The sequence below is a fragment of the Micromonospora sp. NPDC048907 genome (assembly GCF_055586885.1).
Genome location: NZ_JBVJHI010000001.1, coordinates 63,363 through 90,229, shown reverse-complemented (window position 1 = coordinate 90,229; position 26,867 = coordinate 63,363). Strand labels below are relative to the sequence as shown.

Annotated in this window: 24 protein-coding genes, 2 tRNA genes, 1 pseudogene and 1 riboswitch; of the genes and pseudogenes, 12 read left to right on the top strand and 15 right to left on the bottom strand. The window is 72.0% G+C overall.

The annotated features are described in order from the left end of the window. Positions 1-37 precede the first annotated feature (37 nt). From ACZ6PY_RS00465 to ACZ6PY_RS00455, 3 genes and pseudogenes are all read left to right on the top strand, one after another. Positions 38-691, top strand: coding sequence for a site-specific integrase (locus ACZ6PY_RS00465; protein WP_466067951.1), 654 nt, complete (start codon positions 38-40; stop codon positions 689-691). Then, a pseudogene (locus ACZ6PY_RS00460) lies at positions 636-749 on the top strand (site-specific integrase); the annotation flags it as partial. The gene ACZ6PY_RS00465 and the pseudogene ACZ6PY_RS00460, both read left to right, overlap by 56 nt. Before the next feature lie 9 nt (positions 750-758). Continuing rightward, complete coding sequence (locus tag ACZ6PY_RS00455) at positions 759-944, top strand: hypothetical protein (protein WP_466069423.1); 186 nt, start codon at positions 759-761, stop codon at positions 942-944. Between the two features lie 89 nt (positions 945-1,033). On the opposite strand, the gene ACZ6PY_RS00450 is transcribed toward ACZ6PY_RS00455, so the two are convergent. Beyond that, positions 1,034-1,107: transfer RNA gene (locus tag ACZ6PY_RS00450), tRNA-Gly, on the bottom strand. Between the two features lie 224 nt (positions 1,108-1,331). Here ACZ6PY_RS00450 and ACZ6PY_RS00445 point away from each other — a divergent pair. Beyond that, positions 1,332-2,315, top strand: coding sequence for a zinc metalloprotease (locus ACZ6PY_RS00445; RefSeq protein WP_466067949.1), 984 nt, complete (start codon positions 1,332-1,334; stop codon positions 2,313-2,315). A gap of 88 nt (positions 2,316-2,403) precedes the next feature. Here the strand turns inward: ACZ6PY_RS00445 and ACZ6PY_RS00440 are convergent, their stop codons facing one another. Further along, positions 2,404-2,949, bottom strand: a complete 546-nt coding sequence (locus ACZ6PY_RS00440; RefSeq protein ID WP_466067947.1) for a pyridoxamine 5'-phosphate oxidase family protein — start codon at positions 2,947-2,949, stop codon at positions 2,404-2,406. 78 nt (positions 2,950-3,027) lie between these two features. On the opposite strand from ACZ6PY_RS00440, the gene dcd reads away from it, so the two are divergent. Next, positions 3,028-3,606 (top strand): dCTP deaminase, encoded by a 579-nt coding sequence (dcd, locus tag ACZ6PY_RS00435; RefSeq protein WP_073826900.1) that lies wholly within the window; start codon positions 3,028-3,030, stop codon positions 3,604-3,606. Between the two features lie 60 nt (positions 3,607-3,666). On the opposite strand, the gene ACZ6PY_RS00430 is transcribed toward dcd, so the two are convergent. Further along, on the bottom strand, positions 3,667-4,704 hold the full coding sequence (locus ACZ6PY_RS00430; RefSeq protein WP_466067945.1) for a C40 family peptidase: 1,038 nt from the start codon (positions 4,702-4,704) through the stop codon (positions 3,667-3,669). 13 nt (positions 4,705-4,717) lie between these two features. After that, a riboswitch (cyclic di-AMP (ydaO/yuaA leader) is annotated at positions 4,718-4,853 on the bottom strand. A 241-nt stretch (positions 4,854-5,094) separates the two neighbouring features. Between ACZ6PY_RS00430 and ACZ6PY_RS00425 the strand changes: the two genes are divergently transcribed. After that, positions 5,095-7,092 carry an N-acetylmuramoyl-L-alanine amidase gene (locus ACZ6PY_RS00425; protein WP_466067944.1) on the top strand — a complete coding sequence of 666 codons (1,998 nt, stop codon included), beginning with the start codon at positions 5,095-5,097 and terminating at the stop codon, positions 7,090-7,092. A 73-nt stretch (positions 7,093-7,165) separates the two neighbouring features. Here the strand turns inward: ACZ6PY_RS00425 and ACZ6PY_RS00420 are convergent, their stop codons facing one another. From ACZ6PY_RS00420 to ACZ6PY_RS00410, 3 genes are all read right to left on the bottom strand, one after another. After that, a complete protein-coding gene (locus ACZ6PY_RS00420; protein ID WP_466067942.1) occupies positions 7,166-8,176 on the bottom strand; it encodes a C40 family peptidase in 1,011 nt (336 codons plus the stop codon). 170 nt (positions 8,177-8,346) lie between these two features. Further along, the gene (locus tag ACZ6PY_RS00415; protein WP_313723748.1) at positions 8,347-9,351 is read right to left on the bottom strand and encodes a hemolysin family protein; all 1,005 of its coding nucleotides are present in this window, start codon (positions 9,349-9,351) and stop codon (positions 8,347-8,349) included. After that, positions 9,344-10,651 (bottom strand): hemolysin family protein, encoded by a 1,308-nt coding sequence (locus ACZ6PY_RS00410; protein ID WP_466067939.1) that lies wholly within the window; start codon positions 10,649-10,651, stop codon positions 9,344-9,346. Before ACZ6PY_RS00410 ends, ACZ6PY_RS00415 begins: the two co-directional genes overlap by 8 nt. Positions 10,652-10,759: 108 nt before the next feature. Between ACZ6PY_RS00410 and ACZ6PY_RS00405 the strand changes: the two genes are divergently transcribed. Continuing rightward, positions 10,760-11,440, top strand: a complete 681-nt coding sequence (locus tag ACZ6PY_RS00405) for a GOLPH3/VPS74 family protein (protein WP_466067938.1) — start codon at positions 10,760-10,762, stop codon at positions 11,438-11,440. Positions 11,441-11,508: 68 nt separating this feature from the next. On the opposite strand, the gene ACZ6PY_RS00400 is transcribed toward ACZ6PY_RS00405, so the two are convergent. Together ACZ6PY_RS00400 and ACZ6PY_RS00395 are read right to left on the bottom strand one after the other, a co-directional pair. Then, the gene (locus ACZ6PY_RS00400; protein WP_466067936.1) at positions 11,509-13,707 is read right to left on the bottom strand and encodes a (Fe-S)-binding protein; all 2,199 of its coding nucleotides are present in this window, start codon (positions 13,705-13,707) and stop codon (positions 11,509-11,511) included. Between the two features lie 190 nt (positions 13,708-13,897). Then, entirely contained in the window at positions 13,898-14,161 is a 264-nt protein-coding gene (locus ACZ6PY_RS00395; protein ID WP_091316105.1) for a cell division protein CrgA, read from the bottom strand. A gap of 231 nt (positions 14,162-14,392) precedes the next feature. On the opposite strand from ACZ6PY_RS00395, the gene ACZ6PY_RS00390 reads away from it, so the two are divergent. The 4 genes from ACZ6PY_RS00390 to ACZ6PY_RS00375 are packed head-to-tail and all read left to right on the top strand — an operon-like array spanning position 14,393 to position 17,556. Continuing rightward, positions 14,393-15,199 (top strand): DUF881 domain-containing protein, encoded by an 807-nt coding sequence (locus tag ACZ6PY_RS00390; RefSeq protein WP_466067934.1) that lies wholly within the window; start codon positions 14,393-14,395, stop codon positions 15,197-15,199. Further along, a complete protein-coding gene (locus tag ACZ6PY_RS00385) occupies positions 15,196-16,620 on the top strand; it encodes a class E sortase (RefSeq protein WP_466067932.1) in 1,425 nt (474 codons plus the stop codon). Before ACZ6PY_RS00390 ends, ACZ6PY_RS00385 begins: the two co-directional genes overlap by 4 nt. Before the next feature lie 2 nt (positions 16,621-16,622). Beyond that, entirely contained in the window at positions 16,623-16,901 is a 279-nt protein-coding gene (locus ACZ6PY_RS00380) for a hypothetical protein (protein ID WP_466067930.1), read from the top strand. A 4-nt stretch (positions 16,902-16,905) separates the two neighbouring features. Then, positions 16,906-17,556, top strand: coding sequence for an aminodeoxychorismate/anthranilate synthase component II (locus tag ACZ6PY_RS00375; RefSeq protein WP_466067928.1), 651 nt, complete (start codon positions 16,906-16,908; stop codon positions 17,554-17,556). 82 nt (positions 17,557-17,638) lie between these two features. On the opposite strand, the gene pknB is transcribed toward ACZ6PY_RS00375, so the two are convergent. From pknB to ACZ6PY_RS00340, 7 genes are all read right to left on the bottom strand, one after another. Beyond that, a complete protein-coding gene (gene pknB, locus ACZ6PY_RS00370; RefSeq protein WP_466067926.1) occupies positions 17,639-19,459 on the bottom strand; it encodes a Stk1 family PASTA domain-containing Ser/Thr kinase in 1,821 nt (606 codons plus the stop codon). Beyond that, positions 19,456-20,802, bottom strand: a complete 1,347-nt coding sequence (locus ACZ6PY_RS00365) for a protein kinase domain-containing protein (protein WP_466067924.1) — start codon at positions 20,800-20,802, stop codon at positions 19,456-19,458. Before ACZ6PY_RS00365 ends, pknB begins: the two co-directional genes overlap by 4 nt. Position 20,803: 1 nt before the next feature. Continuing rightward, complete coding sequence (locus tag ACZ6PY_RS00360; protein WP_466067922.1) at positions 20,804-22,306, bottom strand: peptidoglycan D,D-transpeptidase FtsI family protein; 1,503 nt, start codon at positions 22,304-22,306, stop codon at positions 20,804-20,806. Next, positions 22,303-23,739: an FtsW/RodA/SpoVE family cell cycle protein gene (locus ACZ6PY_RS00355; RefSeq protein ID WP_466069341.1), complete on the bottom strand. Its 1,437-nt coding sequence runs from the start codon at positions 23,737-23,739 to the stop codon at positions 22,303-22,305. Before ACZ6PY_RS00355 ends, ACZ6PY_RS00360 begins: the two co-directional genes overlap by 4 nt. 85 nt (positions 23,740-23,824) lie before the next feature. After that, on the bottom strand, positions 23,825-25,258 hold the full coding sequence (locus ACZ6PY_RS00350; protein ID WP_466067920.1) for a PP2C family protein-serine/threonine phosphatase: 1,434 nt from the start codon (positions 25,256-25,258) through the stop codon (positions 23,825-23,827). Continuing rightward, a complete protein-coding gene (locus ACZ6PY_RS00345; protein ID WP_074315675.1) occupies positions 25,255-25,740 on the bottom strand; it encodes an FHA domain-containing protein FhaB/FipA in 486 nt (161 codons plus the stop codon). The genes ACZ6PY_RS00350 and ACZ6PY_RS00345 overlap by 4 nt, the downstream gene beginning before the upstream one ends. Before the next feature lie 6 nt (positions 25,741-25,746). Beyond that, positions 25,747-26,535 (bottom strand): FhaA domain-containing protein, encoded by a 789-nt coding sequence (locus ACZ6PY_RS00340; RefSeq protein ID WP_026267912.1) that lies wholly within the window; start codon positions 26,533-26,535, stop codon positions 25,747-25,749. Between the two features lie 209 nt (positions 26,536-26,744). On the opposite strand from ACZ6PY_RS00340, the gene ACZ6PY_RS00335 reads away from it, so the two are divergent. Then, positions 26,745-26,830: transfer RNA gene (locus tag ACZ6PY_RS00335), tRNA-Leu, on the top strand. Positions 26,831-26,867 lie beyond the last annotated feature (37 nt).

Here is a 26,867-nt window from a genome sequence, read left to right as displayed (position 1 = left end):
GTGGATCGCGCAACGCCCTGGGCTGCGGCCTCGGACGGTGGGGCTGTACCGGTGGCTGCTCGGCAAGCACATCACGCCGTACCTGGGCGGGGTGGAGCTGTGCCGGTTGGATACGCCGATGATCCGCGAGTGGCGGGCGAGACTGCTCGGCAACGGCGTCTCGGAGACGAGGGCCGCCAAGGCGTACCGGCTGCTGCGGGCCGTGCTGATGACGGCGGTCAACGAGGACGAGCTGCTGCGGAAGAACCCGTGCCGGATTCCGGGCGCGGATCAGGAGAAGGCGGCCGAGCGACCCGTTCTCACGCTCGCCCAGGTGCTCAAGCTCGCAGAGCTGATGGACGAGCAGTACCGCGCCCTGGTCCTGGTGACCACGTTCGCCTGCCTGCGGTGGGGCGAGGTATCCGCGTTGCAACGGCAGGACGTTGACGCCGACGCCGGGGTGATCCGTGTCCGGCAGACGTTCACAGAGGTGCGCGGCGTCGGGATGGTTCTGGGTCCGCCGAAGTCACGTGCTGGTCGGCGTGCCGTGTCGGTGCCGGCGGCCATCCTGCCGGCCCTGCGTGAGCACTTGGCGGCGTTCGTCGACGACAACCCGGAAGCGCTGGTCTTTACGACGCGGCAACCTGAACAAGGTCATCGGCTGGTCGACGGCGGTCGGCAAGCTCGGCGTTCCGGGTCTGCACTTCCATGATCTGCGGCATACGGGTAACACGATCGCGGCCAGGACCGGTGCGAGCACCCGCGACCTGATGGCCCGGATGGGTCACGACTCGGCGCAAGCCGCCATGATCTACCAGCACGCCACCTCGGAGGCGGATCGGGCCATCGCCCAGGCGGTGAGCGACGCGGTGAAGGCCGAGCGCAAGAAAGCCAAGAAGCCGGCGGCCGGCTCCTCCGCCAAGGGCAAGGGCAAGGGCAAGGGCAAGGGCAAAAAGCGTGGCTAGTGGCCCGTGGATGGCCCGCCGGGCGCTGTTGGCCGCAGCAACATCGAAGGCCCTGGCTGGGACTGTCGTCCTGGCCAGGGCCTTTCGTGTGGAGCGGGTGACGGGAATCGAACCCGCACTGTCAGCTTGGGAAGCTGATGTTCTGCCATTGAACTACACCCGCAGGCGGGACCACTGTACAGGAGGTCACCACCTCCGTGCACCCAGGCACCCCCGCTGCCGCCCCCGCATCGACCGAGTGCGACGCCCCGCCGACTAGCAGCAGGAAGTTTCCTCGCGGCAACATATGGTCGTTCTCAAATCCATCGATCGGATGTAACGTCTCCTCCACGTTCTCCGACCGGGCGTGACATACCCCCTGTCGCGCCCGCAGAAAGAGGTGGGCCCATGGGACTTCGTCCCAACCTGCTGACCCGGCGTACCGCCGGCGTCGCGTCGACGACCCTCGCGCTGCTGCTCAGCACCGCCGCCGTAGGCGTCGTCCCCGCAGCTTCGGCCTTCTCGGCCGCCCCGTCCGGCTCCTGCGCCGAGCCGGCCGACGTCCACTCCGACGCCCGGGTCAAGAAGGGCGGACACGCCAAGCTGGACCCGAACGCGCTGACCGCCAAGCAGGTCCGCGAGCGCGACGCCGACCTCACGGCGGCGCTGCGTGAGCGGGCGAACTTCCGCGCCGGTGCCGGAGCCGCCCCGCTGGCCGCGGTGACCATCCCCGTCGTCGTCCACGTCATCCAGCGGGACAGCACCCGGGCCGGCGGCAACATTCCGGACTCGATGGTGACCCAGCAGATCGCCGTGTTGAACACGGCGTACAGCGGTGGCACCGGTGGCGCCGCCACCGCCTTCAGCTTCCAGCTGACCAAGGTGCACCACGTCACCAACGCCGCCTGGTACCCGATCGTCGAGGGCTCCTCCGCCGAGCGCTCGATGAAGACCTCGCTGCGCGAGGGCGGCAAGAACACGCTCAACATCTACCTGGGCGAGCTGAGCGACGACCTGCTCGGCTGGGCCACCTTCCCGCAGCGCAAGCTCAACAGCATGGACGGCGTGGTCGTGCTGAGCGAGTCGCTGCCGGGCGGCACCGCGACCAACTACAACCAGGGCGACACCGGCACCCACGAGATCGGCCACTGGCTGAACCTCTACCACACCTTCCAGGGTGGGTGCTCCGGCTCGGGTGACAGCGTCTCCGACACCCCGGCCGAGGCCTCGCCGGCCTACGAGTGCCCGACCGGCCGCGACACCTGCACCACCGCCGGCAAGGACCCGATCACCAACTTCATGGACTACACCTACGACTCGTGCATGTACCAGTTCACCGCTGGTCAGGCGAGCCGCATGCTGACCGCCTGGAACGCGTACCGCGCGGCCTGACCGCCGCGCACCACACGCCGGCGCCGGTCCCGTCCTCGGACGGGGCCGGCGCCGGCTTTGTTGGGGCCGGATCCCGACGGGTGCGGAGTCAGGCCGCCGTGCGGCGGGTGTCGAAGCCGTGCCGGCCGCGCCGGCCCTCCGGGGCGAGCGGGTCACGCCGGGCCGGGGCGCTGGCCCCCGGATCGAGCCAGACGCGCACCTCGGGCCGGCCGGTGCCGGGGCTGGCCACCTGGTCGCGCCGGGTCAGCATCGCCACGTCGACGGTGAACTCGAACAGGCGCCAGTCGCCCTGCGGCGCGGCCCGGCCGATCCGGGCCACCCGGGCGACGGTCGCCGGGTCGGTCACCGGGATGGCCCGGCCGGCCACGTAGGCCTCGTCGTCGCTCTCCTCCGGCGGGAAGGAGTGCAGCGCGTAGCGGCCGTCGCGTTCGAGGTCGCGACGCTTGGGCGAGTCGATGACGAAGCACCAGAGCCCGTCGTCGGTGATGACCGGGGAGACCGGGTGCACGCGCGGGCCGCCGTCGGCGCGGACCGTGGCGAGGTAGCCGAAACCCGGCCCGTACTGCTGCAACAGGAGGCGGATCTCGTCGGCGAGTCGGGGCTCGTCGGCGGCGAATTCGGACCAGGAAGCCATGCGGACATTCTATCGAACAGGTGTACGAAGATGTAGTCCGACATGCAGGTCACCCGTACCGGTCGCTATGGTGTTCCGATGCTGCTCTCCGACCGCGACCTGGTCTCCGAGATCAAGGCGGGCACGCTCGCGCTGGAGCCCTTCGAGCCCACGCTGGTGCAGCCGTCCAGCATCGACGTACGTCTGGACCGCTTGTTCCGGGTCTTCAACAACCACCTCTACACGCACATCGACCCGTCCGTGCAGCAGGACGACCTCACCTCGATGGTGGAGGTGCCCGAGGGCCAGCCGTTCGTGCTGCACCCGGGGGAGTTCGTGCTCGCCTCCACGCTGGAAGTGATCTCGCTGGGCGACCAGCTCGCCGGGCGGCTGGAGGGCAAGAGCTCGCTGGGCCGGCTCGGCCTGCTCACCCACTCGACCGCCGGCTTCATCGACCCGGGCTTCTCCGGTCACGTCACGCTGGAGCTGTCCAACGTGGCGAACCTGCCGATCACGCTCTGGCCGGGCATGAAGATCGGCCAGCTCTGCATCTTCCGGCTGTCCTCGCCGGCCGAGCACCCGTACGGCTCGGCGGTGTACGGCTCGCGCTACCAGGGCCAGCGCGGCCCGACCCCGAGCCGCTCCTGGCAGAGCTGGCGCACCTGGCCGACCCGCTGACCGACCGGCACGCCGGAACGGCGCAGGGGCCCCCGCGGCGCGGGAGCCCCTGCGGACCGGTCAGCCCGGGCGGCCGTAGCTGTTGATCTGGCCGTCGTCGACGCGCTTCATCGTGATCGGCTTGCCGGACTGGGAGGCGTGCACCACCCAGCCGTCGCCCACGTACATCCCGACGTGGTGCAGGTCGCTGTAGTAGAAGACGAGGTCACCGGCGCGCAGTTCGCTCCGGCTCACCCGCCTGGTCACGTCGTGCTGCTGCCGGGCGTTGTGCGGCAGCGAGACGCCGGCCTTGGCCCAGGCCGCCATGGTGAGGCCCGAGCAGTCGTAGTGGTCCGGGCCGGCGGCGCCCCAGACGTAGATCTTGCCGATCTGGGCGCAGGCGAACTTGACCGCGACGCCGGCCGGGCCACCGGGGTAACCGGCGGGGCAGGGCGCCGGGCGCAGCGGACCGCCGCCGCCGTTGCCGTAGACCTTGAGGCGCAGCTTCTGCAGCTTGACGATCTCGGCGTCGATCTGCTTCTTCTTGGCCGCGAGCTGGGCCTCGGTGCGCGCCAGCTCAGTGATCATCTCGTCCAGCGGCTGCTTCTTGGCGGCCAGCTGGTCGCGCAGCTCGGCGACGGTCCGCACCTGCTCCTGCTGGCGGTTCGCGAACCGGTCGAGCAGCGCGAGGCCGTCGACCAGCTCGCTCGGCGACCGGCTGCCGAGCAGTGCGTTGACGGTGGAGAGGTTGTTGTCGCCCTTGTAGGCGTCGGCGGCGAGCCCGCCCACCTGACCGAGGGCGGCGTCCACCCGGGCCTGGAGCGGGGCGATCTGCCTGCCCAGCGCGGCGGCCTGCTTCCGCTTGGCGGCGAGCTGCTCGCGCGTGGCGTTGACCTGTTCGATGACCGGTTCGAGCTTGTTCCAGTCCTGGTCGATCTGGCGCTCGATCTCGGTGACCGACGGTTCGGCGTGTGCCGCCGTGGCGCCGCCGGTCAGGACGACGGCGGTGCCGACCAGGGCGGCGAGGGCGGTGGTGCAACGGGACCAGCGGGAACGCGGCGCAGCCGTCGACCGGTCGACCGACCGGACCGACGGTGGCCGCGGGGCATGGTGTGCCACCGGGCTTCCGTACTCCTTCTTCCTGGCCGCCTACCGGGTTAGCTGACGGGTTCGGGCGGGAAGGGAGGCGCCCTACCGCAGTGGCTGCGGATTCACCCCAGTTACCTGGGTCCCCGGCTCGCCCGGAGGCGACTCGGCGGTGTCGGACCGTCACCACCCGGGTTGGACGGTGAAGCTCGCGGCCGACGATTGACCAGAGTAGAGAGCACCGTTATCGTTCCGCAACCCGAGACGCCGTGACACTCCGTACCCGAAAGATTCTTTCAGCGGAGATTACCCATCGGAAAGGTATTGACCCGGACCGCGCGCGGGGTGAGGGTGGGGACGCAGTGACCCCCATCCCTGTCTGGAGGTTCGATGCACCTCTCACCCCCGCCGTCGGGCAGACGGATGCTGCTGGCAGCAGCCGTCGCCGCTGCCACCGCACTCGTGGCGACCGGCCCGGTGGCCGCCCAACCGCTCACCGCCCAACCCGCCACCGACCGCCAGGATCAGTATGCCGCCGCCGCGGCGGAGTACGGCGTGCCGCAGAGCGTCCTGCTCGGCGTCTCGTACCTGGAGTCGCGCTGGGACACCCACCCCGGCCAGCCGAGCACCAGCGGCGGCTACGGCCCGATGCACCTCACCGACGCCCAGCACGTCCTCGCGACGCCGGCCAGCGGCCACGTCAGCGAGGACGAGGACCCGCGGGGCGACGACTCGCGGCCGCTCACCCTCAACCCGGCCCCCTCGGCCGCACCGGCGGAGGACGTGCTGCCGCAGGCGTCCCTGCAGACGCTCGACGCCGCCGCGGCGCTCACCGGCCTCGCCGAGGAGACGCTGCGCACGGACGCGGCCGCCAACATCCGGGGCGGGGCGGCGCTGCTCGCCTCGTACCAGAAGCAGTTGGGCTCGCCGGTCGGCGCCGGCACCGACCCGGCGGCCTGGTACGGCGCGGTGGCCCGCTACTCCGGCGCGGACACCGAGGACGCGGCGGCGGCCTTCGCCGACGAGGTCTACGACCAGCTCGGCCTGGGCGCGACCCGGACCACCGACGACGGCCAGCGGGTGACCCTGGCCGCCACCGCGGTGAAGCCCGACCAGTCCGGGCTGCACCGGCTCGGCCTGCGCCGGGCCGAGCGGCCGGACGGCCTGGAGTGCCCGGTCCGGCTCGCCTGCGAGTGGATCCCGGCCCCCTACGAGCAGTACGGCCCGGGCTCCGGCGACTACGGCAACCACGACCTCGGCAACCGGCCGGCCCAGCAGAAGATCGAATACATCGTCATCCACGACACCGAGGGCTACTTCGGCCCGAGCGTGGACCTGGTGAAGGACCCGACCTACCTGGGCTGGCACTACACGCTGCGCTCGGTGGACGGCTACGTGGCCCAGCACATCAAGGCCAAGGACGTCGGCTGGCACGCCGGCAACTGGTACGTCAACGCCAAGTCCATCGGCCTGGAGCACGAGGGCTTCGCCGGGCACGGCACCTGGTACACCGAGGCGATGTACCGGGCCTCGGCCAAGCTGGTCCGGCACCTGGCGCTGAAGTTCCAGATCCCGCTGGACCGGCAGCACATCATCGGCCACGACAACGTCCCCGGCACCACCGCCTCGACCGTGCGCGGCATGCACTGGGACCCGGGCCCCTACTGGGACTGGTCGCACTACTTCGACCTCATGAAGGCGCCCTTCCGGTCCCTCGGCAACGCGCACACCGGCCTGGTCACCATCGACCCGGACTTCGCCACCAACCAGCCCGCCTTCGTCGGCTGCAACCAGCAGCCGCCGGGCGTCCCGAACCCCGCCCCGCCGGCCGCGCCGTGCCCGCTGCGCGGCTCGTCCGCGGTGGTCCTGCACACCGCGCCGAGCGCGACCGCCCCGCTGGTCAACGACCTCGGGCTGCGCCCGGACGGCACGCCGGACACCATGTACATCTCCGACCACGGCGCCCGCGCCTCGGCCGGCCAGACGTACGCCGTGGCCGACGTGCAGGGTGACTGGACGGCGATCTGGTACCTCGGCCAGAAGGCCTGGTTCCTCAACCCGCGCTCGGCGCCCGCCGCCAAGTGGTCGACGGGCTTCGTGGTGACGCCCAAGCCCGGGAAGACCACCATCCCGGTGTACGGCCGCGCCTACCCGGAGAAGGAGGCCTACCCGGCCACCATCCCGTTCCAGGGCGTCTCCCCGCTCCAGTACACGTTCTCGGCCGGCCAGCGGTACGCGCTCGGCGGTGTCCTGCAGAGCGAGTACTACCGGGCGGTGTCGTTCGACGGTTCGGCGCCGGACGACCGGACGGTGGTCCGCGGCGACACCAGGTACGTGCAGATCCAGTTCGGCCACCGGATCATGTACGCGAACCTCGACGACGTGCTGATCCTGCCGTCCCCGATCGGCGCGCCGAGGTAGCAGCGGCGGCGCTCGACGGCGAAGGCCCCCGGTCCAGGTTGGACCGGGGGCCTTCTCGTCGCTCGGGAACGGGTCAGGTGACCCGGACGAAGCCGGCGAGCGGCTGTGTGCTGATGCTCGACACCTGGACCGGCTTGCCGGTCCGTGGCGCGTGCACCATCACCCCGTTGCCGAGATAGAGCCCGACGTGGTGCAGGTCGCTGCCGAAGAAGACGAGGTCACCCGGTCTGGCCTCGGAGCGGGACACCTTGCGGCCCTCGTTCCACTGGGCACCCGTGAAGTGGGTGAGCGAGATGCCCGCCGCCTTGTAGGCGTACTGGGTGAGGCCGGAGCAGTCGAACGAGTTCGGGCCGGTGGCTCCCCACACGTACGGGTCGCCGACCTGCGCGCACGCCGTCCGGATCGCGGTGCGCGCGGCGCTGCTGACCACGCCGTCGATCTTCGGGCAGCCGGCCGGCCGGATCGAGGTCACCGGCAGCATGGCCGTCAACCGCTTGATCTCGGAGTCGATCTGCTTCTTCTTGGTCGCCAGCTCCTTCTCCTGCTTGAGCTCGGTGGCGATCAGCGCGTCCAGCTTCTGCTTCTGCGCGTTGTACTTGTCCCGGACGGCGAGCACACCGGCGATCTGCTTGCGCTGGTCGTCGGCGAGCCGGTCCAGGATGACGAGCTGCTCGGCGAGGGTGCCCGGCCTGCTGTTGACCAGCAGGGCGCCCATCTCCTGGGAGGGGCCCTGGATGTAGTAGCGGGCGGCGATGTCGCCGACCTTGTTCATGGCGAGCGCCGACTCCAGCTCCAGCGGCACCATCTTCTTCTGCAGGTCCGCGGACTTCTTCTTGTTGACCTTGAGCTGCGAGCGGACCTTGTTGTACTGCTCGATCGTGGGTTCGAGCTTCTCCCACTGCTTGTCGATCTGCGCGTCGATCTCGTCCACCGACGGCGCCGCGTGCGCCGGGGCCGCCAGCATCCCGGCGCCGACCGCGACGGCGGCGACCACGGTGAGGAGACGGCGTACCACCCGGTGGAACCCGGCGGGGCGGCCGGGCGACTGGCTCGGGGCGTGACGTTCAGGGGGCATGGTTGCCACCGGCACGGACTCCTTTGCAACCGACCGCCGGGCGCCTCGCGAGAGGGAAGATCGAGGCAGACGACCCACAGCGGTCGGTGCCCCACATTAGGGAAGGCACGGGGGTGGAATCAAGGCGACCTTTAGCTCAATCACGTCTGCGCAACCGCTTGCACACCAAGGGTATTCATTCACTTGCCAACGATTGCCGTCAATACGTCGTCGAGTGTCACCACACCGAGCGGTCGACGGCCGTCGCTCACCAGCACCATGTGCCGGCGCTCGCGGCGCATCGAGAGCAACAGGTCGGCCAGCGTACGGTCGGGCGGCACCACGGCCAGCGGCCGGTAGATGTCCGCCGGCACCGGCGCCCGGCGGGTGGCGCCCGAGTAGCCCAGCACGTCCTTCACGTGCACGAAACCGAGCACCCGGCGGGTGGACCGCTGCACCACCGGGAAGCGGGAGCGGCCGGTGCGGGTGGCCAGCACCTCCAACGACGCCGGTGAGACGTCCTCGGCCACCGTGGTCACCGTCGACCAGGGTTGCAGGGCGTCGGCGGCCGTCCGGCTGTGCAGGGCCAGCGCGCCGGTGATCCGGGCGTGCTCCTCGGCGTCCAGCAACCCCTCGGTACGCGCCTGCGAAACCAGGCCGGCCAGCTCCTCCGCGGTGAACACCGTCTTCACCGCGTCGGTCGCCTCCACCCGCCACAGCCGCAGCACCTGCCGGGCCGACCACTTCATGGCCAGCAGCAGCGGCTTGGTGGCCAGGCAGAAGGCGAGCATGGCCGGGCCGAGCCAGAGCGCCGACGGCTCCGGACCGGCCAGCGTGATGTTCTTCGGCACCATCTCGCCGACCACGGTGTGCAGGAAGACCACCACGCCGAGGGCGATCACGAAGGCCACCGGGTGCACGGCCGAGGCGGGCAGGCCGAGCGCCTCGAACGGCGCCTCCAGCAGGTGGGCCAGCGCCGGCTCGGCGATCGCGCCGAGGCCCAGCGAGCAGACCGTGATGCCGAGCTGCGCCCCGGCGATCATCAGCGGGATCTGGTTCATGGCCGAGAGCGCCCACCGGGCCCGCTTCGAGGTCGCCGCCAGCGGTTCGAGGACCGTACGGCGGGAGGCGATCAGGGCGAACTCGCTGCCCACGAAGAAGGCGTTGCCGAGCAGCAGCGCCAGGGCCACCAGCAGCTCACTCACCGTCGTCGGGCTCCTCGGGGCGGACCACCCGGACCTGCTCGATCCGGTGCCGGTCGACCTCCACCACGGTGAACTCGTACCCGGTCTCCTCGACCGTCTCGCCCGGCACGGGGATGTGCCCGAGCCGGGCCATCAGGAAGCCGGCCAGGGTCTCGTACGGCCCCTCGGGCAGCCGGAAACCGGTCTGCTCGATCAGCTCGTCCTCGCGCAGCACGCCGTCCACCAGCACGGTGCGCTCGCCACCCGGCACGGTCAGCTCGACCGGCGCGGGATCGTCCACCGCGGCCGGGTCGAACTCGTCGGCGATCTCCCCGACCAGTTCCTCGACCAGGTCCTCCACGGTCACCACGCCGTCCGTGCCGCCGTACTCGTCGACCACGATGGCCAGGTCGGCGCCGGCGTCCTTGAGCGCGGCCAGCACCCCGTCGAGGTCGAGGCTCTCCGGGACGTACACCGGTTCGCGGGCGACCGCGGCGACCGTGGTGGCGGCCCGGCTGGCGAGCGGCACGCCGAGCGCGTCCGGCACCCCGGCCACGCCGGTGACCAGGTCCAGCGTCTCCTCGTAGACCGGGAACCGGGTCCGGCCGGTCTGCCGGGACAGGTCGAGCAGCTCGGCGACCGTCGCGGTGGCCCGCAGCGCGATCACGTCGACCCGCGGGGTCATCGCCTCGGCGGCCCGCTTGTCGCCGAACCGGATGGTGCGGCGCAGCAGCATGGCGGTGTCCGGCGGCAGCGCACCGGCCCGGGCCGAGATGGCCGCGAGCAGCCCCAGCTCCTCCGGGGACCGGGCGCTGGCCAGCTCCTCCTGCGGCTCCACGCCGAGGCGCCGGACCAGCCGGTTGGCCGAGTCGTTGAGCAGCCGGATCAGCCAGCCGAAGGTGCGGGAGAAGGTCCGCATCGGCCCGGCGGTGCCGAGCGCCGTGGGCATCGGCCGGGCCAGCGCGAGGTTCTTGGGCACCAGCTCGCCGAAGAGCATCGAGATGAGGGTGGCCAGCGCCAGGGCGAGCAGCCCGGTGAACCGTTCCGCCCCGCCGACCGGGCGCAGCAGCGGCGCGAAGAGGCGGGCCAGTGCCGGCTCGGCCAGGTAGCCGGTGAGCAGCGCGGTGATGGTGATGCCGAGCTGGGCGCCGGAGAGCTGGAAGGACAGCTCGCGCAGAGCCCGGCGTACCGTGGTGGCCCGGCCGTCGCCCTCCCCGGCCCGCCGGTCGATCTCCGCCCGGTCGACGGTGACCAGGGCGAACTCGGCCGCGACGAAGAACGCGTTGCCGGCGGTCAGCAGCACGAAGCCGACCAGGGGCAACAGCGTGGTAACCAGCAGGCCGTCGATGAGCGCGATTGTTCCACGGGCCGGCAGCGGGCACGAGCCGGCCGGCTGGCGGGCTGGCGGACCGGACGTAGCGTGGATCGCATGGACCGCCTGCTGCTCACCGACGAACTGGTTCTGCTCGCCTACGACGACGCCGGCGCCAACCGGCTCGGGCGGCCGCACCTGGACTACGGCCTCGCCGGGGCCGTCCTGCTGGAGCTGGCCCTGGCCGGGCGGGTGGAGGTGACCGACGGCGGCCGGCTGGCGGTGGCCGATCCCACCCCGACCGGCCTGCCCCTGCTGGACCGGGCACTCGCCGCCGTCGCCGGGGACCGGCCGCGCAAGCCGAAGGACTGGATCAGCAGGCTGGCCAAGGACCTGCCGGACCGGGTGCTCGACGGCCTGGTCGCCGCCGGGGTGCTGCGGCGGGAGTCGGACCGGGTGCTGTGGCTGTTCCCGCGTACCCGCTATCCCTCGCCCACCGGCGCGGAGCCGGCCGTGGAGACGGCGGCCCGCGAGCGGATGCGGGCCGCGCTTGCCGCCGACGGTCCGGTGGACGCGCGGACGGCCGCGCTGCTCACCCTCACCCGGGCCGTCGGCCTGGACCGGAAGCTCTTCCACGAGTTGCCGAAGGATCGGGTCAAGGCACGCCTGGCCGAGATCGCCGCGGGCGACTGGGCCTCCGCGGCCACCAAGAAGGCGATCGAGGAGACGCAGGCCGCGGTGCTGGTGGCGACGACCACCGCCGCCACGGCCGCCATCGTGACCACGACGGTCTCCTGACCGACGACGGCGGCGGCACCCGGGTGGGTGCCGCCGCCGTCGTGGTTCAGCTCGTCCGGGGGTACGCCTCAGCCGGCGACCGCCTCGGTCTCCTTCTCGCCCGCCGGGGCGTCCGGCTTGACCGAGCGGAGCAGCACACTGGCCACGTCGACCACCTCGACCTGCTCGCCGGCGCCCTTGCCGTTGACCCCGTCGTTGAGCATCGTCGAGCAGAACGGGCAGCCGACCGCGATGGTCTTCGCGCCGGTGGACATGGCCTCCTCGACCCGGTCCACGTTGATCCGCTTGCCGATCTTCTCCTCCATCCACATCCGGGCGCCCCCGGCGCCGCAGCAGAAGGAGCGCTCGCTGTTGCGCGGCATCTCGGTCAGCTCGCCCTCGATGGCGTCGCCGAGCACCTCGCGGGGGGCGGCGAAGACCCGGTTGTGCCGGCCCAGGTAGCAGGGGTCGTGGTAGGTCACGCCGCCGTCGACCGGCTGCACCGGGGTGAGCTTGCCGGCGGCCACCAGGTGGGCCAGCAGTTGCGTGTGGTGCACCACCTCGAACTCGCCGCCGAGCTGGCCGTACTCGTTGCCCAGGGTGTTGAAGCAGTGCGGGCAGGTGGCGACGATCTTCCGCTTGCTCTTCTCCCGGCCCTCGAACGCCTCGTTCAACGTCTCGACGTTCTGCTGGGCGAGCATCTGGAAGACGAACTCGTTGCCGATCCGCCGCGCCGGGTCGCCGGAGCAGGTCTCGCCCTCACCGAGGATGGCGAAGGAGACGCCGGCCTCGTTGAGCAGCGTGGCCACCGCCCGGGTGGTCTTCTTGGCCCGGTCCTCGAACGCGCCGGCGCAGCCCACCCAGAACAGGTACTCGAAGTCGTCGACCTCGCCGACCCGCGGCACCTCGAAGCCGAGGCCCTTGGTCCAGTCCTCCCGGGTGTTCTGCGGGGCGCCCCACGGGTTGCCCTTGTTCTCCAGGTTGCGGAGCATGACGCCGGCCTCGGACGGGAAGCTCGACTCAATCAGCACCTGGTAGCGGCGCATGTCGACGATGTGGTCGACGTGCTCGATGTCCACCGGGCACTGCTCGACGCAGGCACCGCAGGTGGTGCAGGACCAGAGCACGTCCGGGTCGATGACGCCGCCCTCCTCGGCGGTGCCGATCAGCGGGCGGTCGGCCTCGGCCATGGCCAGCACGTCGACGCCGGCCAACTGCTCCTGGGTGGCCTTCTCCTCGCCGGTCAGGTCCTTGCCGCCGCCGGCCAGCAGGTACGGCGCCTTGGCGTACGCGTGGTCGCGGAGGCTCAGCACGAGCAGCTTCGGCGACAGCGGCTTGCCGGTGTTCCAGGCCGGGCACTGCGACTGGCAGCGGCCGCACTCGGTGCAGGTGCTGAAGTCCAGCAGGCCCTTCCAGGTGAACTGCTCGACCTGGGCGACGCCGAACTGGTCCTTCTCCGGGTCGGCCTCCTCGAAGTCGAGCGGCTTGCCCTCGCTCGTCATGGGCCGCAGCGGGCCCAGGCCGGAGCCGGCCGGCTTCGCGGGTTCGCGCTTGAAGAAGATGTTCGGGAACGCCAGGAACCGGTGCCAGGCGACACCCATGGTGACGTTCAGCGAGATCACGATGAGCCAGGTCATCGAGATGACGATCTTGATGAGGGCGGCGACGCTGACGCCGGCCGTCCAGGCCGGGAGCGCGGCGCCGACCGCGTGGCTCAGCGGGGTGGCCCAGACCGGGTACTCGAAGTGGTCGGTGGCGACCTTGAAGCCGCGGATCACGAAGCCGAAGATCAGGACCAGCAGCACGACCCACTCGACGAAGTAGCCCTGCCACATCGTCGAACCGGTGAACCGGGAGCGGCCGCCCGGCCGGGTGGGCCGGTTGCGCAGCCGGATGCCCATCAGCACGAGGATGCCGGCCAGGCCCAGGATCCCGATCCACTCGGTGGCCAGGCCGAAGACCGTCCAGTGCCCGATGATCGGCAACCCGCCGCCCGGGGTGACCACCTCGAAGTACGCCTCGAGCACCAGCAGCGACAGCACGATGAAGCCGACCATCACGAACCAGTGCGCCGCGCCCACCACGCTCCACTTGAGCATGCGGGTGTGGCCGGCGGTCTCCACCAGCATCTTCTTCGTGCGGGCGCCCTTGTCGGTGAACCGCTCCGGCGCGGGCTGCCCGAGCCGGATGACGGCCGTCATCTTCATGACCGCGCGCACCGCAAGCCACACCGCCACGGCGGTGATGGCGGCCGCGAGGATCGTGGTGACGATCTGGACGCTGCCCATCGAGTTGGCCTCCCGGTCTGCTGCTTGTCAGTGCAGCCTACGCGCAAGGTTACCCAGCAGTAACGTGAGTCATCTCGCACCGGCCACGCCGCCCTGCCGACACCTTAGGGGCAGCGGGCGCCGGGCGCCGGTCAGGGGCGTCCCGGCGTGACCTACGCCCGGTGCGGCAGAGGCGGCGGAACCGGCGGGGTCAGCGCCAGCGGGAGAGCAGGATCAGCGAGGAGACCATCGCGCCGAAGCCCACGGCGAGGTTCCAGTACCCCCACGACGCGACCGGATACGCCTGCTCGGAGAGGTAGTAGACGACCAGCCACCCGATGCCCACCACGATCAGCGCGACCGCGGTGATCGGCAGCCAGACCGGGCTAGGCTTGCGCGTCGCCGCCGTCGCCGTCGGACGCACGTCCGTCGGCGGGGTGTACACCTTCTTCTTGCGGACCTGAGACTTGGGCACGACGCTCTCCAGAGGGGGGTACGACCTCGTCCGGCCTGACAACCGGGCGCGGGGGCGACGGTCCATGGCCAATAATGTTCGACAGCTAGCGTAGTCCGGCCGGACCCTCCAGGCCACGAATGGGGTCAGGCCGGTGCACGGAGTGACCGAAAAGAGCGGGACTTTTCGGGTCGAGCAGACCGGTCCGCGCCGTCGCGGGCCGGAACGAGACGACGGGAAAGGGAACGCCCGGTGGAGTACACGTCCGGCGCCGCCTCCTGGCAGAAGGTCCTCCGGCGCGCGGTGGTCGGCCTGCTGCCGCGCCGGCCACGCCAGCGCCGCCCGGGCTGGTCGATCGGCGTCCCCCTGATCGCCGCCGCGGCCGGCCTCCTCTTCACCACGACTGCCACAACCGCCGGTGGCACCCCGCTGCGGGAGGACCGGCGTCCCCAGCTCACCCAGTTGATCGAGGACCGGCGCGAGCAGGTCGCGGCCAGCGAGGCGAAGGCCGCCCGGCTGCGCGCCGAGGTCGAGGACCAGACCGCCGCCCTGGCCGGCGCCGACGGGCCGATCAAGGCGCAGCAGGACCGGGCCGCCGCCACCCGCCAGGCCGCCGGGTTCACCGCGCTCACCGGCAACGGCATCACCATCGAACTCAACGACGCGCCCCGACGTGCCGACCAGCCCCTGCCCAAGGGTGCGAGCAACGACGACCTCGTGGTCCACCAGAGCGACGTCCAGGCCGTCGTGAACGCGCTCTGGGCGGGCGGCGCGGAGGCCATGTCAATCATGAACGTCCGCGTGCTCAGCACCAGCGCGGTACGCTGCGTCGGTAACACTCTGCTGCTGCACGGCCGGGTGTACTCCCCTCCTTTCAAGATCGTGGCAATCGGCGACCCTGCCGCCTTCCAGCGGGAACTCGCCGCGTCCAAGGGAGTCCGGTTGTTCAGGGAAGCCGTCGACCACTACCAGCTCGGCTACACCGAGACCGTCTCCACGGTCACCGTGCCGGCGTTCGAGGACTCGACCGCACTGCAGTCGGCCAAGGTGCCGCGGTGACCCGGGACGATCCCCGGGAACGCGACGGGCGCCACCGCGACCCGAGCGAGGACCCGACCGCCTTTCTCCCGAAGGTCGACCGGCCGGCACCCGCGCCGCCCCGCCCCCCGCTCGACCTGCCCTGGCCGAACCAGGCGGCGCCCCCCTCGGCCACCGAGCAGCCGCCGGCGCGCCCGCGCCCGCACGCGGCCCCGCCGCCGGCCTGGCCCGGCGACCGCAACCGCCCGCCGGCCCCCGCCGCGCGGCCGGCGCCGGCGCCACCCACCGCGCCACCGGGCCCCGCCGCCTCCCACGACCGGCGGCCCCCGGCACAGGACCAGCACCGGCCGGCTCCCGGTCGGCGACTCGACCCGCCGACCGCCGAGGTACGCCCCCCCAGCCCGGGTGACGCGCCGACCGCGTTCATCCCACCGCTCGGTGACCGGCGCGAACGCCAGCGGGCCGGGAACCCGGCCGAACCCCGCCGCGCCGAGGGGGCGCGTCCCGCGGCGACCGGCCCGGCGGACCCGGGTGCGACCGCGCTGATCCCGGCCGTCGGCGGCCCGCCGGCCCGTCCCGCGGCACTGGACCACACCGCGCTGATGGGCGCCGTGCCGCCGGTCCCGGACACCGGCGACGGCGACCCGGGCGGCACCCCGGCCGAACCGCCGCAGCCCCGCCGCGGCGAACGGGTGGTGCAGCTCCGGCCGGAACAGACCGGCGAGGGATACAGGAGCGTCTACTCCGAGCTGACCCGGCCCACGGTCGGCTCCCGGCTGCGGACGATCGTCCGGGGAACCGGCGAGGTGCTGATCACCTTCGGCCTCGTGGTGCTGCTCTTCGCCGGCTACGAGATCTGGGGCAAGTCGGTCATCGTCGACGCCCACCAGAACGACCTGAACAGCCAGCTCGCGCAGGAGTGGGGAGCGGATCCGACGGTCGGCCCGACCGCGTCCGCCGGCCCCAGCGTCAAACCGAAGCCGCCCGCGGAGGGCAAGCCGGTGGCCGGCCTCTACATCCCGAAGCTCGACAAGCACTGGGTGGTGGTCGAAGGCGTCACCCCCGACGACATCCGGTACGCGCCCGGCCACTACCCGAAGAGCGCCATGCCCGGCGAGGTGGGCAACTTCTCCGTCGCCGGCCACCGCATCCGGTCCACCTTCTGGCGGCTGGACGAGTTGAAGTCGGGCGACGCCATCCTGGTCGAGACCAAGACCGACTGGCTCGTCTACCGCGTCTACCAACAGCGGATCGTGAAGCCGTACCAGGTCGAGGTCGTCGCGCCGGTGCCGGGCAAGCCGACCGAGCCGCCCACCGAGAAGCTGCTCACCCTGACGACCTGCAACCCCAAGTTCGACAACTACCAGCGGCTGATCATCCACGCCCGCCTGGACCACGTCCAGGCCAAGGCGGCGGGTCGCCCGGCAGAGCTGGAGGGCTGAGCGTGTACGGCTGGATCTGGCGCAAGCTGCCCCTCGGAATCCCCGGAAAGCTGATCGGCTCGCTGCTGCTGGCCGCCGCGACCGTCGCCCTGCTCTGGTTCGTGGTCTTCCCGTGGGCCGAACCCCTCCTGCCCTTCGACGACGTGCAGGTCACCCAGGACTCCGGCGTGTCGGGGGACGACGGCGGCGGGCTCACCGAGCCGAGTGAGCGGCCGTCCGAGGAGGAGATCCCCTACAGCACCGAGTCGAACAACGCCCCGCCCTCCACCCCGAGCAGGTGACCCGATGCGCGTCCTCGTGATCGACAACTACGACTCGTTCGTCTTCAACCTCGTGCAGTACCTGGGCCAGCTCGGCGTGGAGTGCGAGGTGCGGCGCAACGACGAGATCGACGTCGCCGGGGTGGGCCGGGCGGGCGCGGACGGCGTGCTGCTGTCGCCCGGGCCGGGCAGCCCCGACCGGGCCGGCATCTGCCTGGACGTGATCAAAGAGTACGCCGGCAAACTCCCCCTCTTCGGGGTCTGCCTCGGTCACCAGGCCATCGGTGAGGCGTTCGGCGCGACCGTGACCCGGGCACCGGAGCTGCTGCACGGCAAGACCTCGGAGGTACGGCACCACGGTGTGGGCGTGCTCGCCGGCCTGCCCGACCCGTTCACCGCCACCCGCTACCACTCGCTCGCCGTGCTGCCCGAGACGCTGCCCGACGAGCTGGAGGTCACCGGCCGGACCAGCTCCGGCGTGGTGATGGCCATGCGGCACCGCACCCTGCCGATCGAGGGCGTCCAGTTCCACCCCGAGTCGGTGCTCACCGAGGGCGGCCACCTCATGCTGGCGAACTGGCTGGCCGTCTGCGGCTACCCGGAGGCCCTGGAGCGGGCCCCGGAGCTGGCCGCCGAGGTCGACGCCCGCCGCCGGGCGGCGTTCGCCGCCGCCTGAGGCTTCGTCCTACGCCAGATCGGCGACGTGGCGGGTCCGGGTTGACCGGACACCGCCACGTCGCCTGTCTGGAGCTGTCGGGTCAGGGCTGGCTAAACCTCGTCGGCGGCGTCGTGTTCGGGAACGGGAAGCCACCGCCGCCGCCGGTGCCGGGGGTGGTCGGCGTCGTGCCCGGCGACGGGGTGCCCGGGCTGGCGCTGTCGGTCGGCTCCGGCGCGGCCACGTCCACCTCGATGGTCACCGTCTCACCCTTGGCCAGCTTGGTGCCGGCGCGAGGATTCTGGGCACTCACCTTGCCGGCCTGAGCGGGCTCGACCTCGTTACCCTCCCGGACCCGGACCTGGTAGCCGGCTTCCTTCAGGCGTTGCCTCGCCTGTTCCTCGGTGTAACCGCGGAGGTCCGGCACCTCGTTGACGTTGCCCTTCGACACCCGCACCTTGACCGTCGAGTTCTCGGGGACCGTGCTGCCTTCCTCCGGGTCGACATCGAGGACGATGCCCTTCTGGGCGCTGTCGTTGACCTCGTCCACGTCGAGCTTGAGGCCCAGTTTCTCCAGCTGCGACCGAACGTTGGTCAGCTGCGAGTTGACCAGGCCGGGCGGGATGGTGACCTGCTTCGGGCCGCTGCAGATCTGGACCGTGACCGCGGTGTTCTTCTCCACCCGCTGGTTGAAGGCCGGATTCTGGCCGACCACGGTGCCCTTCTCGCAGGTGGCATTCTGCACCGGGTCGCCGGGCGTGAACCGCAGCCCGGCCTGGGTGAGCGCGGCCTGCGCCTCCGCCTGGCTCTTGCCCTGCAGCTGCGGCACGGAGACCTTCTCGGCGCCGGTCTGGTTGAGCCAGAGCGCGGTGGCCAGCGCGATGACCGCGAGCACGCCGAGCGCCGCGAAGGTGGCGATCACCCAGGCCGAACTCTTCCGCTTGCGCGCGTCGCCGACCCGGGCCGGCGGCTGCTGGCGGGTCTGCGGGCCCATCACCTGGGTCTGCTGGTAGCCGGCTCCGGCCGGCGCCATCGGCATGGTCTCCTCGGCCGGCATGACCGGGGTGGCCAGCACCGGGCGGCCGGCCGCGGCGCGGAGCAGGTCCGCCCGCATCTCGCCGGCGCTCTGGTAGCGGTTGAGCGGGTTCTTGGAGAGCGCCTTGAGGACGATGGCGTCCACGGCGGGGTTGACGTCCGGGTTGATGGTGCTCGGCGTGGGCGGCTGCTCCCGTACGTGCTGGTAGGCGACGCTGACCGGGCTGTCGCCGACGAACGGCGGGTGCCCGCAGAGCAGCTCGAAGAGCACGCAGCCGGCCGCGTAGACGTCGGAGCGGGCGTCGACCGCCTCGCCGCGCGCCTGCTCCGGGGAGAGGTACTGGGCCGTGCCGATGACCGCGCTGGTCTGCGTCATCGTGGTGGCGCCGCTGGCCAGCGCCCGGGCGATGCCGAAGTCCATCACCTTGACCTGGCCGGTCTGGGTGAGCATCACGTTGCCGGGCTTGATGTCCCGGTGGATGATCCCGTGCCGGTGGCTGAACTCCAGCGCCGCACACATGTCGGCGCAGATCTCCAGCGCCCGGCGCGGCTGGAGCCGGCCCTCGGCGCCGAGCACCTCCTTGAGGGTCCGCCCGTTGACGAACTCCATGACGATGAACGGCAGCGTCTCGCCGGTCGGGGCGGTCTCCTCGCCGGTGTCGTACACGGCGACGATGGCCGGGTGGTTCAGGGAGGCGGCGTTCTGCGCCTCCCGGCGGAACCGCATCTGGAAGGTCGCGTCCCGGGCCAGGTCGGCCCGGAGCATCTTGATCGCGACATCCCGACCGAGCCGGAGATCGCGACCGCGGTGCACCTCCGCCATGCCGCCGTAGCCGAGCAGCTCGCCGACCTGGTACCTGCCACCGAGCAGGCGGGCCTGCGCTGTCATCGCGTCTCTCGTCCTTCGCTCGTCGTCGTCTCGCCGCCAGCCGGCCGGAGCCGTACCTCACGACGGTACGACGTGGGAACCGGATAGTCGCCCCCGTGGGCCCGCACCGCGCCGGAGGTCACGTTCACCGGAGCAAGCGCGCCGGGGTCACCGGCCGCGGCGTTGTCCCGGATTCGGTAGGAAATGAGCCCGGAACAGACAACGATCAGCACGGCCAGCACGATGGCCAGCACCCACCGGCCGGCGTGGGACCGGCGCGGGGCGGGCGCGACCGGCGGTCGGGCGTACCCGAGGGGGTTGTGCTGCCGGGGCGGCGGGACGGGCGCCGCGCCGCGCGGCGCCACCGGCGGGCGCGGCTGCGGAAGCGGCGCCACCGTGGTCGGGCGGGACGCCATCGGCGGGCGGGCGGCCACCGCGGGCGGGCGGGGCTGCGGTCGGGTGGCGGTCGGGACCTGCGCCCGCGCGGCCGGCGCGGCCGGCGAGGCGGGTACGCCGGAGATCGGGTGGCCGCCCCGCGCCTGCTGCGACAGGGCGAGCTTGGCCTGCCGGGCGACGCTCGCCAGCGCGGCGGCGCTGGGCCAGCGGGCCGCCGGGTCCTTCGCGAGGGCCCGCTCGACGATGGCGCGGACCTGCGGCGGGATGTCGGCGGGGAGCGGGCGGGGGGTCTCGCGCACGTGCTTCATGGCGATCTCGAGCGGGTTGTCCCCCTCGAACGGCCGCCGGCCGGCCAGGCACTGGTAGGCGACCACGCCGAGCGCGTAGACGTCGGAGGCGGGGGTGGCGACGGCGCCGGTGGCCTGCTCGGGCGAGATGTAGGAGGCGGTGCCGAGCACCGAGCCGGCGGCGGTGAGCTGGCCGACCAGGTCGGAGCGGGCGATGCCGAAGTCGGTGAGCACCAGCGTGCCGTTGGGCCGGACCAGCAGGTTGCCGGGCTTCACGTCGCGGTGCACGATGCCCTTCTCGTGCGCGGCGTGCAGCGCGTCGGCGGCCTGGGCCAGCAGGGCCATGGTGCGGGCCGGGGTGAGCCGGCCGACCCGGCTCAGCGTCGAGGAGAGTGCGTCGCCCTCCACGTACTCCATCACCAGGAAGGCGATCTGCTGGTCGCTGCCGAAGTCGTAGACGTCGACCACGCCGGGGTGGTTGATGGTGGCCATGGTGCGCGCCTCGCCGCGGAACCGCTCGGCGAAGCCCGGCTCGTCGAGCAGGGCGGGGAGCAGGCTCTTGACGGCCACGGTACGGCCCAGCACCTGGTCGGTGCCGCGCCAGACGTCGCCCATGCCACCGCTGGCGATCCGCTCGTCCAGGCGGTAGCGGTTGCCGAGCTGCACACCCGGGCTGAGCATGTCAGCGGCCTTCCGCGATGGCCGCCGCCATGATCCGGCCGCCTATCCGGGCCGCCTCGGCGCTGCCGCCGCTGCCCGCCTGCTCCAGCTCCACGCACACGGCCGAGACCGGGGTGCCGTTCTTGTCCAGCGCGAAGCCGATGAACCAGCCGTGGTCGGGGGTGTTCGGGCCGGACTGGGCGGTGCCGGTCTTGCCGCCGACGGTGTAGCCCTCGATGGCGGCCTTCCGGCCGGTGCCCTCCTTGACCACGTTGACCATCATGTCCTGCAGGTCGGCCGCGACCGGGCCGCTGACGGGCCGGCGCAGCTCGCGCGGCTTGGCGGCGTCGTAGACGGTGGTGCGGTCCGGTCCGAGCAGCTGCTTGACCAGGTACGGCCGCATCTGGCTGCCGCCGTTGGCGACCGTGGCGGCGATCAGCGCGCCCTGCAACGGGGTCATCCGCACGTCGCGCTGGCCGATGGAGGACTGGGCCAGCGCGGCCGGGTCGGTGCCGCCACCGGGCGCGGCCATGTCGCCCGTGCGGCTGGCCGCTACCGGCAGGCCGCCGTCGTCACCCGTCTCGCCGACGGTGAGGTCGTCCTGCTCGAAGCCGAACGCGCGGGCCTTCTCCTTGATCTTGTCCGCGCCGAGCCGGACGCCGAGCTGGGCGAAGCCGGTGTTGCAGGACTCGGTCACCGCGTCCCGCAGCGTGACCTGGGCCTCCGGGCAGATCGACGGGGCGGCGTTGCGGATCGGCTGGCCCGAGGTGGGCGGCGTGTAGCTCGACCCGGCCGGGATCTCGGTCTGCTGGGTGACGCCGTTCTCCAGCGCCGCCGCGGCCACCACGATCTTGAAGGTGGAGCCGGGTGGCAGCGTCTCGGACAGGGCGCGGTTCGCCAGCGGGCGGTCCTTGTCCTGTTCGAGCGCGTTGTGCGCCTTCGTGGCAGCGCCCGTGTCGTGGCTGGCCAGCGGGTTCGGGTCGAAGCTCGGCATGGAGACCAGGGCCTGCACGGCGCCGGTCCGCGGGTCGATGGCGATGGCCGCGCCCCGTCTGGCCTCGACCTGGTTGTCGTTGAGCTGCTTGTACGCCGTCTCCTGGGCCCGCTTGGAGAGGGTCAGCAGCACGTTGCCGCCACCGGTCTGGTCACCGGTGAACATGTCCTTGATCCGGTTGGCGATCAGCTGGTCGCTGGTGCCGGCGAGGAAGTCGTTCTCCAGCCGCTCGATGCCGGTGTCGGCCAGGTTGACCGGCTTGTAGCCGAGGACGTGCGCGTACATCGCGCCACCGGGGTAGGTGCGCTGGAACTTCAGCTTGCCGTCGGTCTCCTTGCTGAGCGCGACCGCGCTACCGCCGACCTCGATGTTGCCGCGCTTACGGTCGTACTCGGCGACCTGGACGCGGCCGTTGTAGTCGCTGTTGCGGTATTCGTCGGCCTTGTAGCCCTGGATCCAGTTCAGGTTGGCGAAGAGCAGCCCGAACAGGATCATGACGACCACGCCGACGCGGCGCAGGGGTGCGTTCACGGCCGGATCACCTCCGTGGGGGCACCGTGCAGCTGCTCCGGCGGGCCACCCGACGGCCGGGCCGCCGGGCCGCCACCTCCGGTCACCGGCCGGCGAGCGCCGTCGGAGACCCGGAGCAGCACCGCGATCAGCAGCCAGTTCGCCATCAGCGACGAGCCGCCGGCGGAGAGGAACGGGGTGGTCTGGCCGGTCAGCGGGATGAGCTTGCTGATCCCGCCGACGATGACGAAGACCTGCAGGCCCAGGGTGAAGGCCAGACCGCCGGCGAGCAGCTTGCCGAACGAGTCCCGGACCGCCAGCGCGGCGCGCAGCCCCCGCTCGACGATCAGCAGGTAGACCACCAGCAGCGCGGAGAGACCGAACAGGCCGATCTCCTCACCGATGCCGGCGAAGATGAAGTCGGTCTGCACCTCGGGCAGCAGGGTGGGCTGGCCACCGCCCGGGCCCGCCCCGAACAGGCCGCCGGTGCCGAGCGTGAGCAGGCCCTGGACCAGCTGGTAGCCCCGGTCGTACGGCTCGGCGAAGGGATCCAGCCAGATCTGGGCCCGGTCGTAGAAGTTGGCGAACGGGCCGCCCACCGTGCTGCCCAGCACGTACGCCAGGTAGGCGCCGCCGAAGAACAGGATGAGGCCGATGAGCAGCCAGCTCACCCGTTCGGTGGCGATGTAGAGCGTCACCACGAACATGCCGAAGTAGAGCAGCGACGTGCCCAGGTCCTTCTCGAAGACCAGCACGAGGAGGCTGACCAACCAGACCACGAGGACCGGGCCGAGGTCCCGACCGCGGGGGAAGTCGATGCCGAGCACCCGGCGGCTGGCCAGCGAGAGCACCTCGCGCTTGCGGACCAGGTAGTAGGCGAAGAAGGCGAGCAGGGCCAGCTTCGCGAACTCACCCGGCTGGATCTGCCCCAGCCCGGGCACGATGATCCAGAGCTTCGCCCCGTTCCGCTCGGAGAACCGCCCCGGCAGCACCGCCGGGATCATCACCAGCACGATGCCGGCCAACCCCAGGGTGTACGCGTAGCGCGACAGCGAGCGGTGGTCCCGCATGATCGCCAGCAGCCCCGCGGCGAGCACCACCGCGCCGAGCGTCCAGGCGAGCTGTTGCCCGCCGGTGCCGGCGAAGATGGCCAGGGTCTCCCGCTGCTCGGGAGGGGACTGGGCCAGGTCGTAGCGCCGCAGGAAGCCGACGCCGATGCCGTTGAGCAGGGCGACGGCCGGCAGCAGCGCCGGGTCGGCGAACGGCGCCAGCCAGCGGATCACCAGGTGCAGGCCCAGAAAGACCAGCCCCAGCGCGGCGGCCGGGATCCAGAAGTCCGGGGTGACCGTGTCCAGCACGTTCGCCTCGACCGTCGCCGAGTATGCCGCCACCAGGACCATGGCGAGCAGGAGCAGGGACAGCTCGGCGTTGCGCCGGGACCGGGCCAGGCGCACGCCGGGCTGCTCGCCCGTCGAGGCGGGCGAGGCGGCCGGTGCGGCGGCTGCGGTCACGGGTGTGTCCTCGGGGTCGAGCCGGCGCTCACTCGGGCGACCGGCAGCCGGCCGGGTCGACCGGCGGAACCGTGTCGGAGGGGACGGCGTCGGGCGTGGTGGTCGGCGTCGTCGTCGGGGTCGCGGCGACCGTGGCCGTGGCCGTGGGGACGGCGCTGCCGTTGACCGCCGGTGGTGACGGGCTGCCGGCCGCGGCCGGGGTCGGGCTGGCGGGCCCGGCCGTCGGGCTGGGCGGGCAGAGCGGCTTCAGGTTCGGGTTGGCCGGGTCGTCGCTGGTCAGCTCGGCCAGCCGGCGCTCGGCGTCCGGCTCGCTCCGCGCCTGGATGCCCTGCTTGACCTGCTCCTGGGCGGCCAGGGTGAGGTCGTCGAGCTTGGCCTCGCTGGTGGCGTGCACGTTGGAGAGGTCGAGCCCGGCGACCTGGCCCGGAACGCCGCGGAACACGGCGAGCTGCCCGTCGTCGGTGGCGCCGACGTAGTACTGCCGCTGGGTGTAGCTCCACCCGCCGAAGAGGCCGCCCCCCACGATGACCAGCAACGCCAGCACCATCGCCGCGGTGCGCAGCGGGTGCCCGCGCCGCCGCTCGGGCTCGTCGTCGCGGTTGTCCGCCGGTTCCTCGGGCGCGGGCGCGCGGGGAGCCGACAGCGCCGAGGCGCGGGCCGCCGGGGTGGAGACGTCGGCCGAGGTGGCCATGCCGCGGTCCCGGGCGGCGGCGCCGCCGACGATCGGGGACGCCTCGACGATGTCCTGGTCGGTGGCGTCCGCGATGATCACGGTGATGTTGTCCGGGCCGCCGCCGCGCAGCGCGAGCTGCACCAGGCGCTCCACGCACTTCTGCGGGTCGGTGTACTCCCGCATCGTGTCGGCGATGGTGTCCGCGCTGACCACGCCGGACAGGCCGTCCGAGCAGATCAGGTAGCGGTCACCGGGGAGCACCTGCCGGACGCTGTATTCCGGGTCGATGTCCCGGCCGTCCAGCGCACGGGTGAGCAGCGAGCGCTGGGGGTGGCTGCTCGCCTCCTCCGCGCTGATGCGGCCCTCGTCGACGAGCATCTGGACGTACGTGTCGTCCTTGGTGATCTGGGCGAACTCGCCGTTGCGCAGGAGATAGGCCCGCGAGTCACCGATGTGGACCATGCCGAGCTTGCTGCCCGAGAAGAGGGTCGCGGTCAGCGTGGTGCCCATCCCCTCTAGCTGCGGGTTGGCGTCCACGGTGTCGCGGAGCTGCTGGTTGGCGGTGCCGACGGCGGAACGCAGCGCGTCGACGAGGGCGTCCCCGGGGACGTCCTCGTCCAGGGGCGCCATGGCACCGATGACGATGTTGCTGGCGACGTCACCGGCGGCCATGCCGCCCATGCCGTCGGCAACGGCGAGTAGCCGCGGCCCGGCGTAGACGGAATCCTGATTACCGTCTCGGATCAGACCGCGGTCGCTGTGGGCCGCGTAGCGCAGGGTCAGAGTCATGGCCGTAATTCGAGGGAAGTGCGGCCGATCCGGATCGGCACGCCGAGGGGGACGGGGGTTGGTCCGGTGACCTTAGCGCGGTCCAGGTAGGTGCCGTTAGTCGATCCGAGGTCCTCGACGAACCACTGCCCGTCGCGCGGCACGAGCCGGGCGTGCCGTGCCGAAGCGTAGTCGTCGGTGATCACCAGAGTCGAGTCCTCGGCCCGGCCGATCGTGATCTGGGCCTCGCCGAGGGTGATCCGGGTGCCGGCCAGTTGACCGGCGGTGACCACCAGCTGGTGCGCGGCCCTGCCCCGCTTCACCTTCGCCGGCTTCGCCGCCTGCCCGGTCGACGCCCCGACCGCGCGCGGCGCGGCCACCAGGCGACCCGACCGGGCCCCCGCGAAGAGGTCCCGGCGGATCACCCCGACCACCGTGAACACGAAGATCCACAGCAGGATGAGGAACCCGAACCGGGCGACGGTGATGACGAGTTCCGGCAACGCGGGTCAGCCGTCCACGCGGAAGGTCAGGGTCGTCGTGCCGAGCTGGATCATGTCGCCCGGGTTGAGGGCGACCGCGGAGACGCGCTGGCCGTTGACCATCGTGCCGTTGGTGGAGCCGAGGTCGGTCAGCACGACCTGGCCGCCGTCGAAGTCCAGCCGGGCGTGGCGCCGGGAGATCCCGACGTCGGGCAGGCGCAGGTTGGCCTGGTCGCCGCGACCGATCACGGTCGAGCCCATCTGGAGCGGGTAGGTGCGGCCGTCGCCGGAGACCAGGCGGACGTTGCGGCCACCGCCGTGCCCCGGGGGCGGGCCGTAGCCGCCGCCCTGGTCGTAGGCGGGGTAGGCCGGACCGGCGTCGTAGCCACCGGGCGCGGAGACCGGGGCGACGTCGCCGCCGGTGTAGACCTCCGCGGTGACCCGGAACATGCCGGTGTCCAGCCCCTCACCACGCTCGACCTCGACGATCACGTCGCCGTAGACCGTCCACGCCTGCTCGCCGATGAACTCCGCCTGCGACTGGGCCAGTTCCTGGGCCAGCGCGGCGGCGTACGGCGCCAGCCGACTGTGGTCGTACGGCGAGAGATCGATCACGTAGCGGTTGGGCACCAACGTGCGCCCACCGGCCAGGATCGCCTTGTGCGCCTCGGCCTCCCGCTGCATGGCGTTGAGGATCTCCACGGGGTGGACCACCCCTTTGAAGACCTTGGCGAAGGCCCCCTCGACCAGGCCTTCCAGACGCTTCTCGAAGCGTTGCAGCACGCTCACCGGCTCCTCCTCGGGTCCCGAGGCAATGATGGTATCCGGACACCGCCTCCGCAGCTCACACGCCGCTCGGCCGGCTGCCGGCGGCCCGTTCGTGACCAGCCCCGCGATCGTGCTAAAGTTTCGTCCGCCACGAACGGTGATCGCTCGTGGCGATGACCGGGAACAGCGTAATATGTCCGGGCACCCGCCGCAGACGGCGGGAGCGGGATGAGTTACGGTGTTGCAGGTCAGGCCACGGGGAAGTGGCGGAATGGCAGACGCGCACGGTTCAGGTCCGTGTGCCCGAAAGGGCGTGGGGGTTCAACTCCCCCCTTCCCCACCATCACGAGGGCTCCGCACTCAGCGGGGCCCTCGCGCCG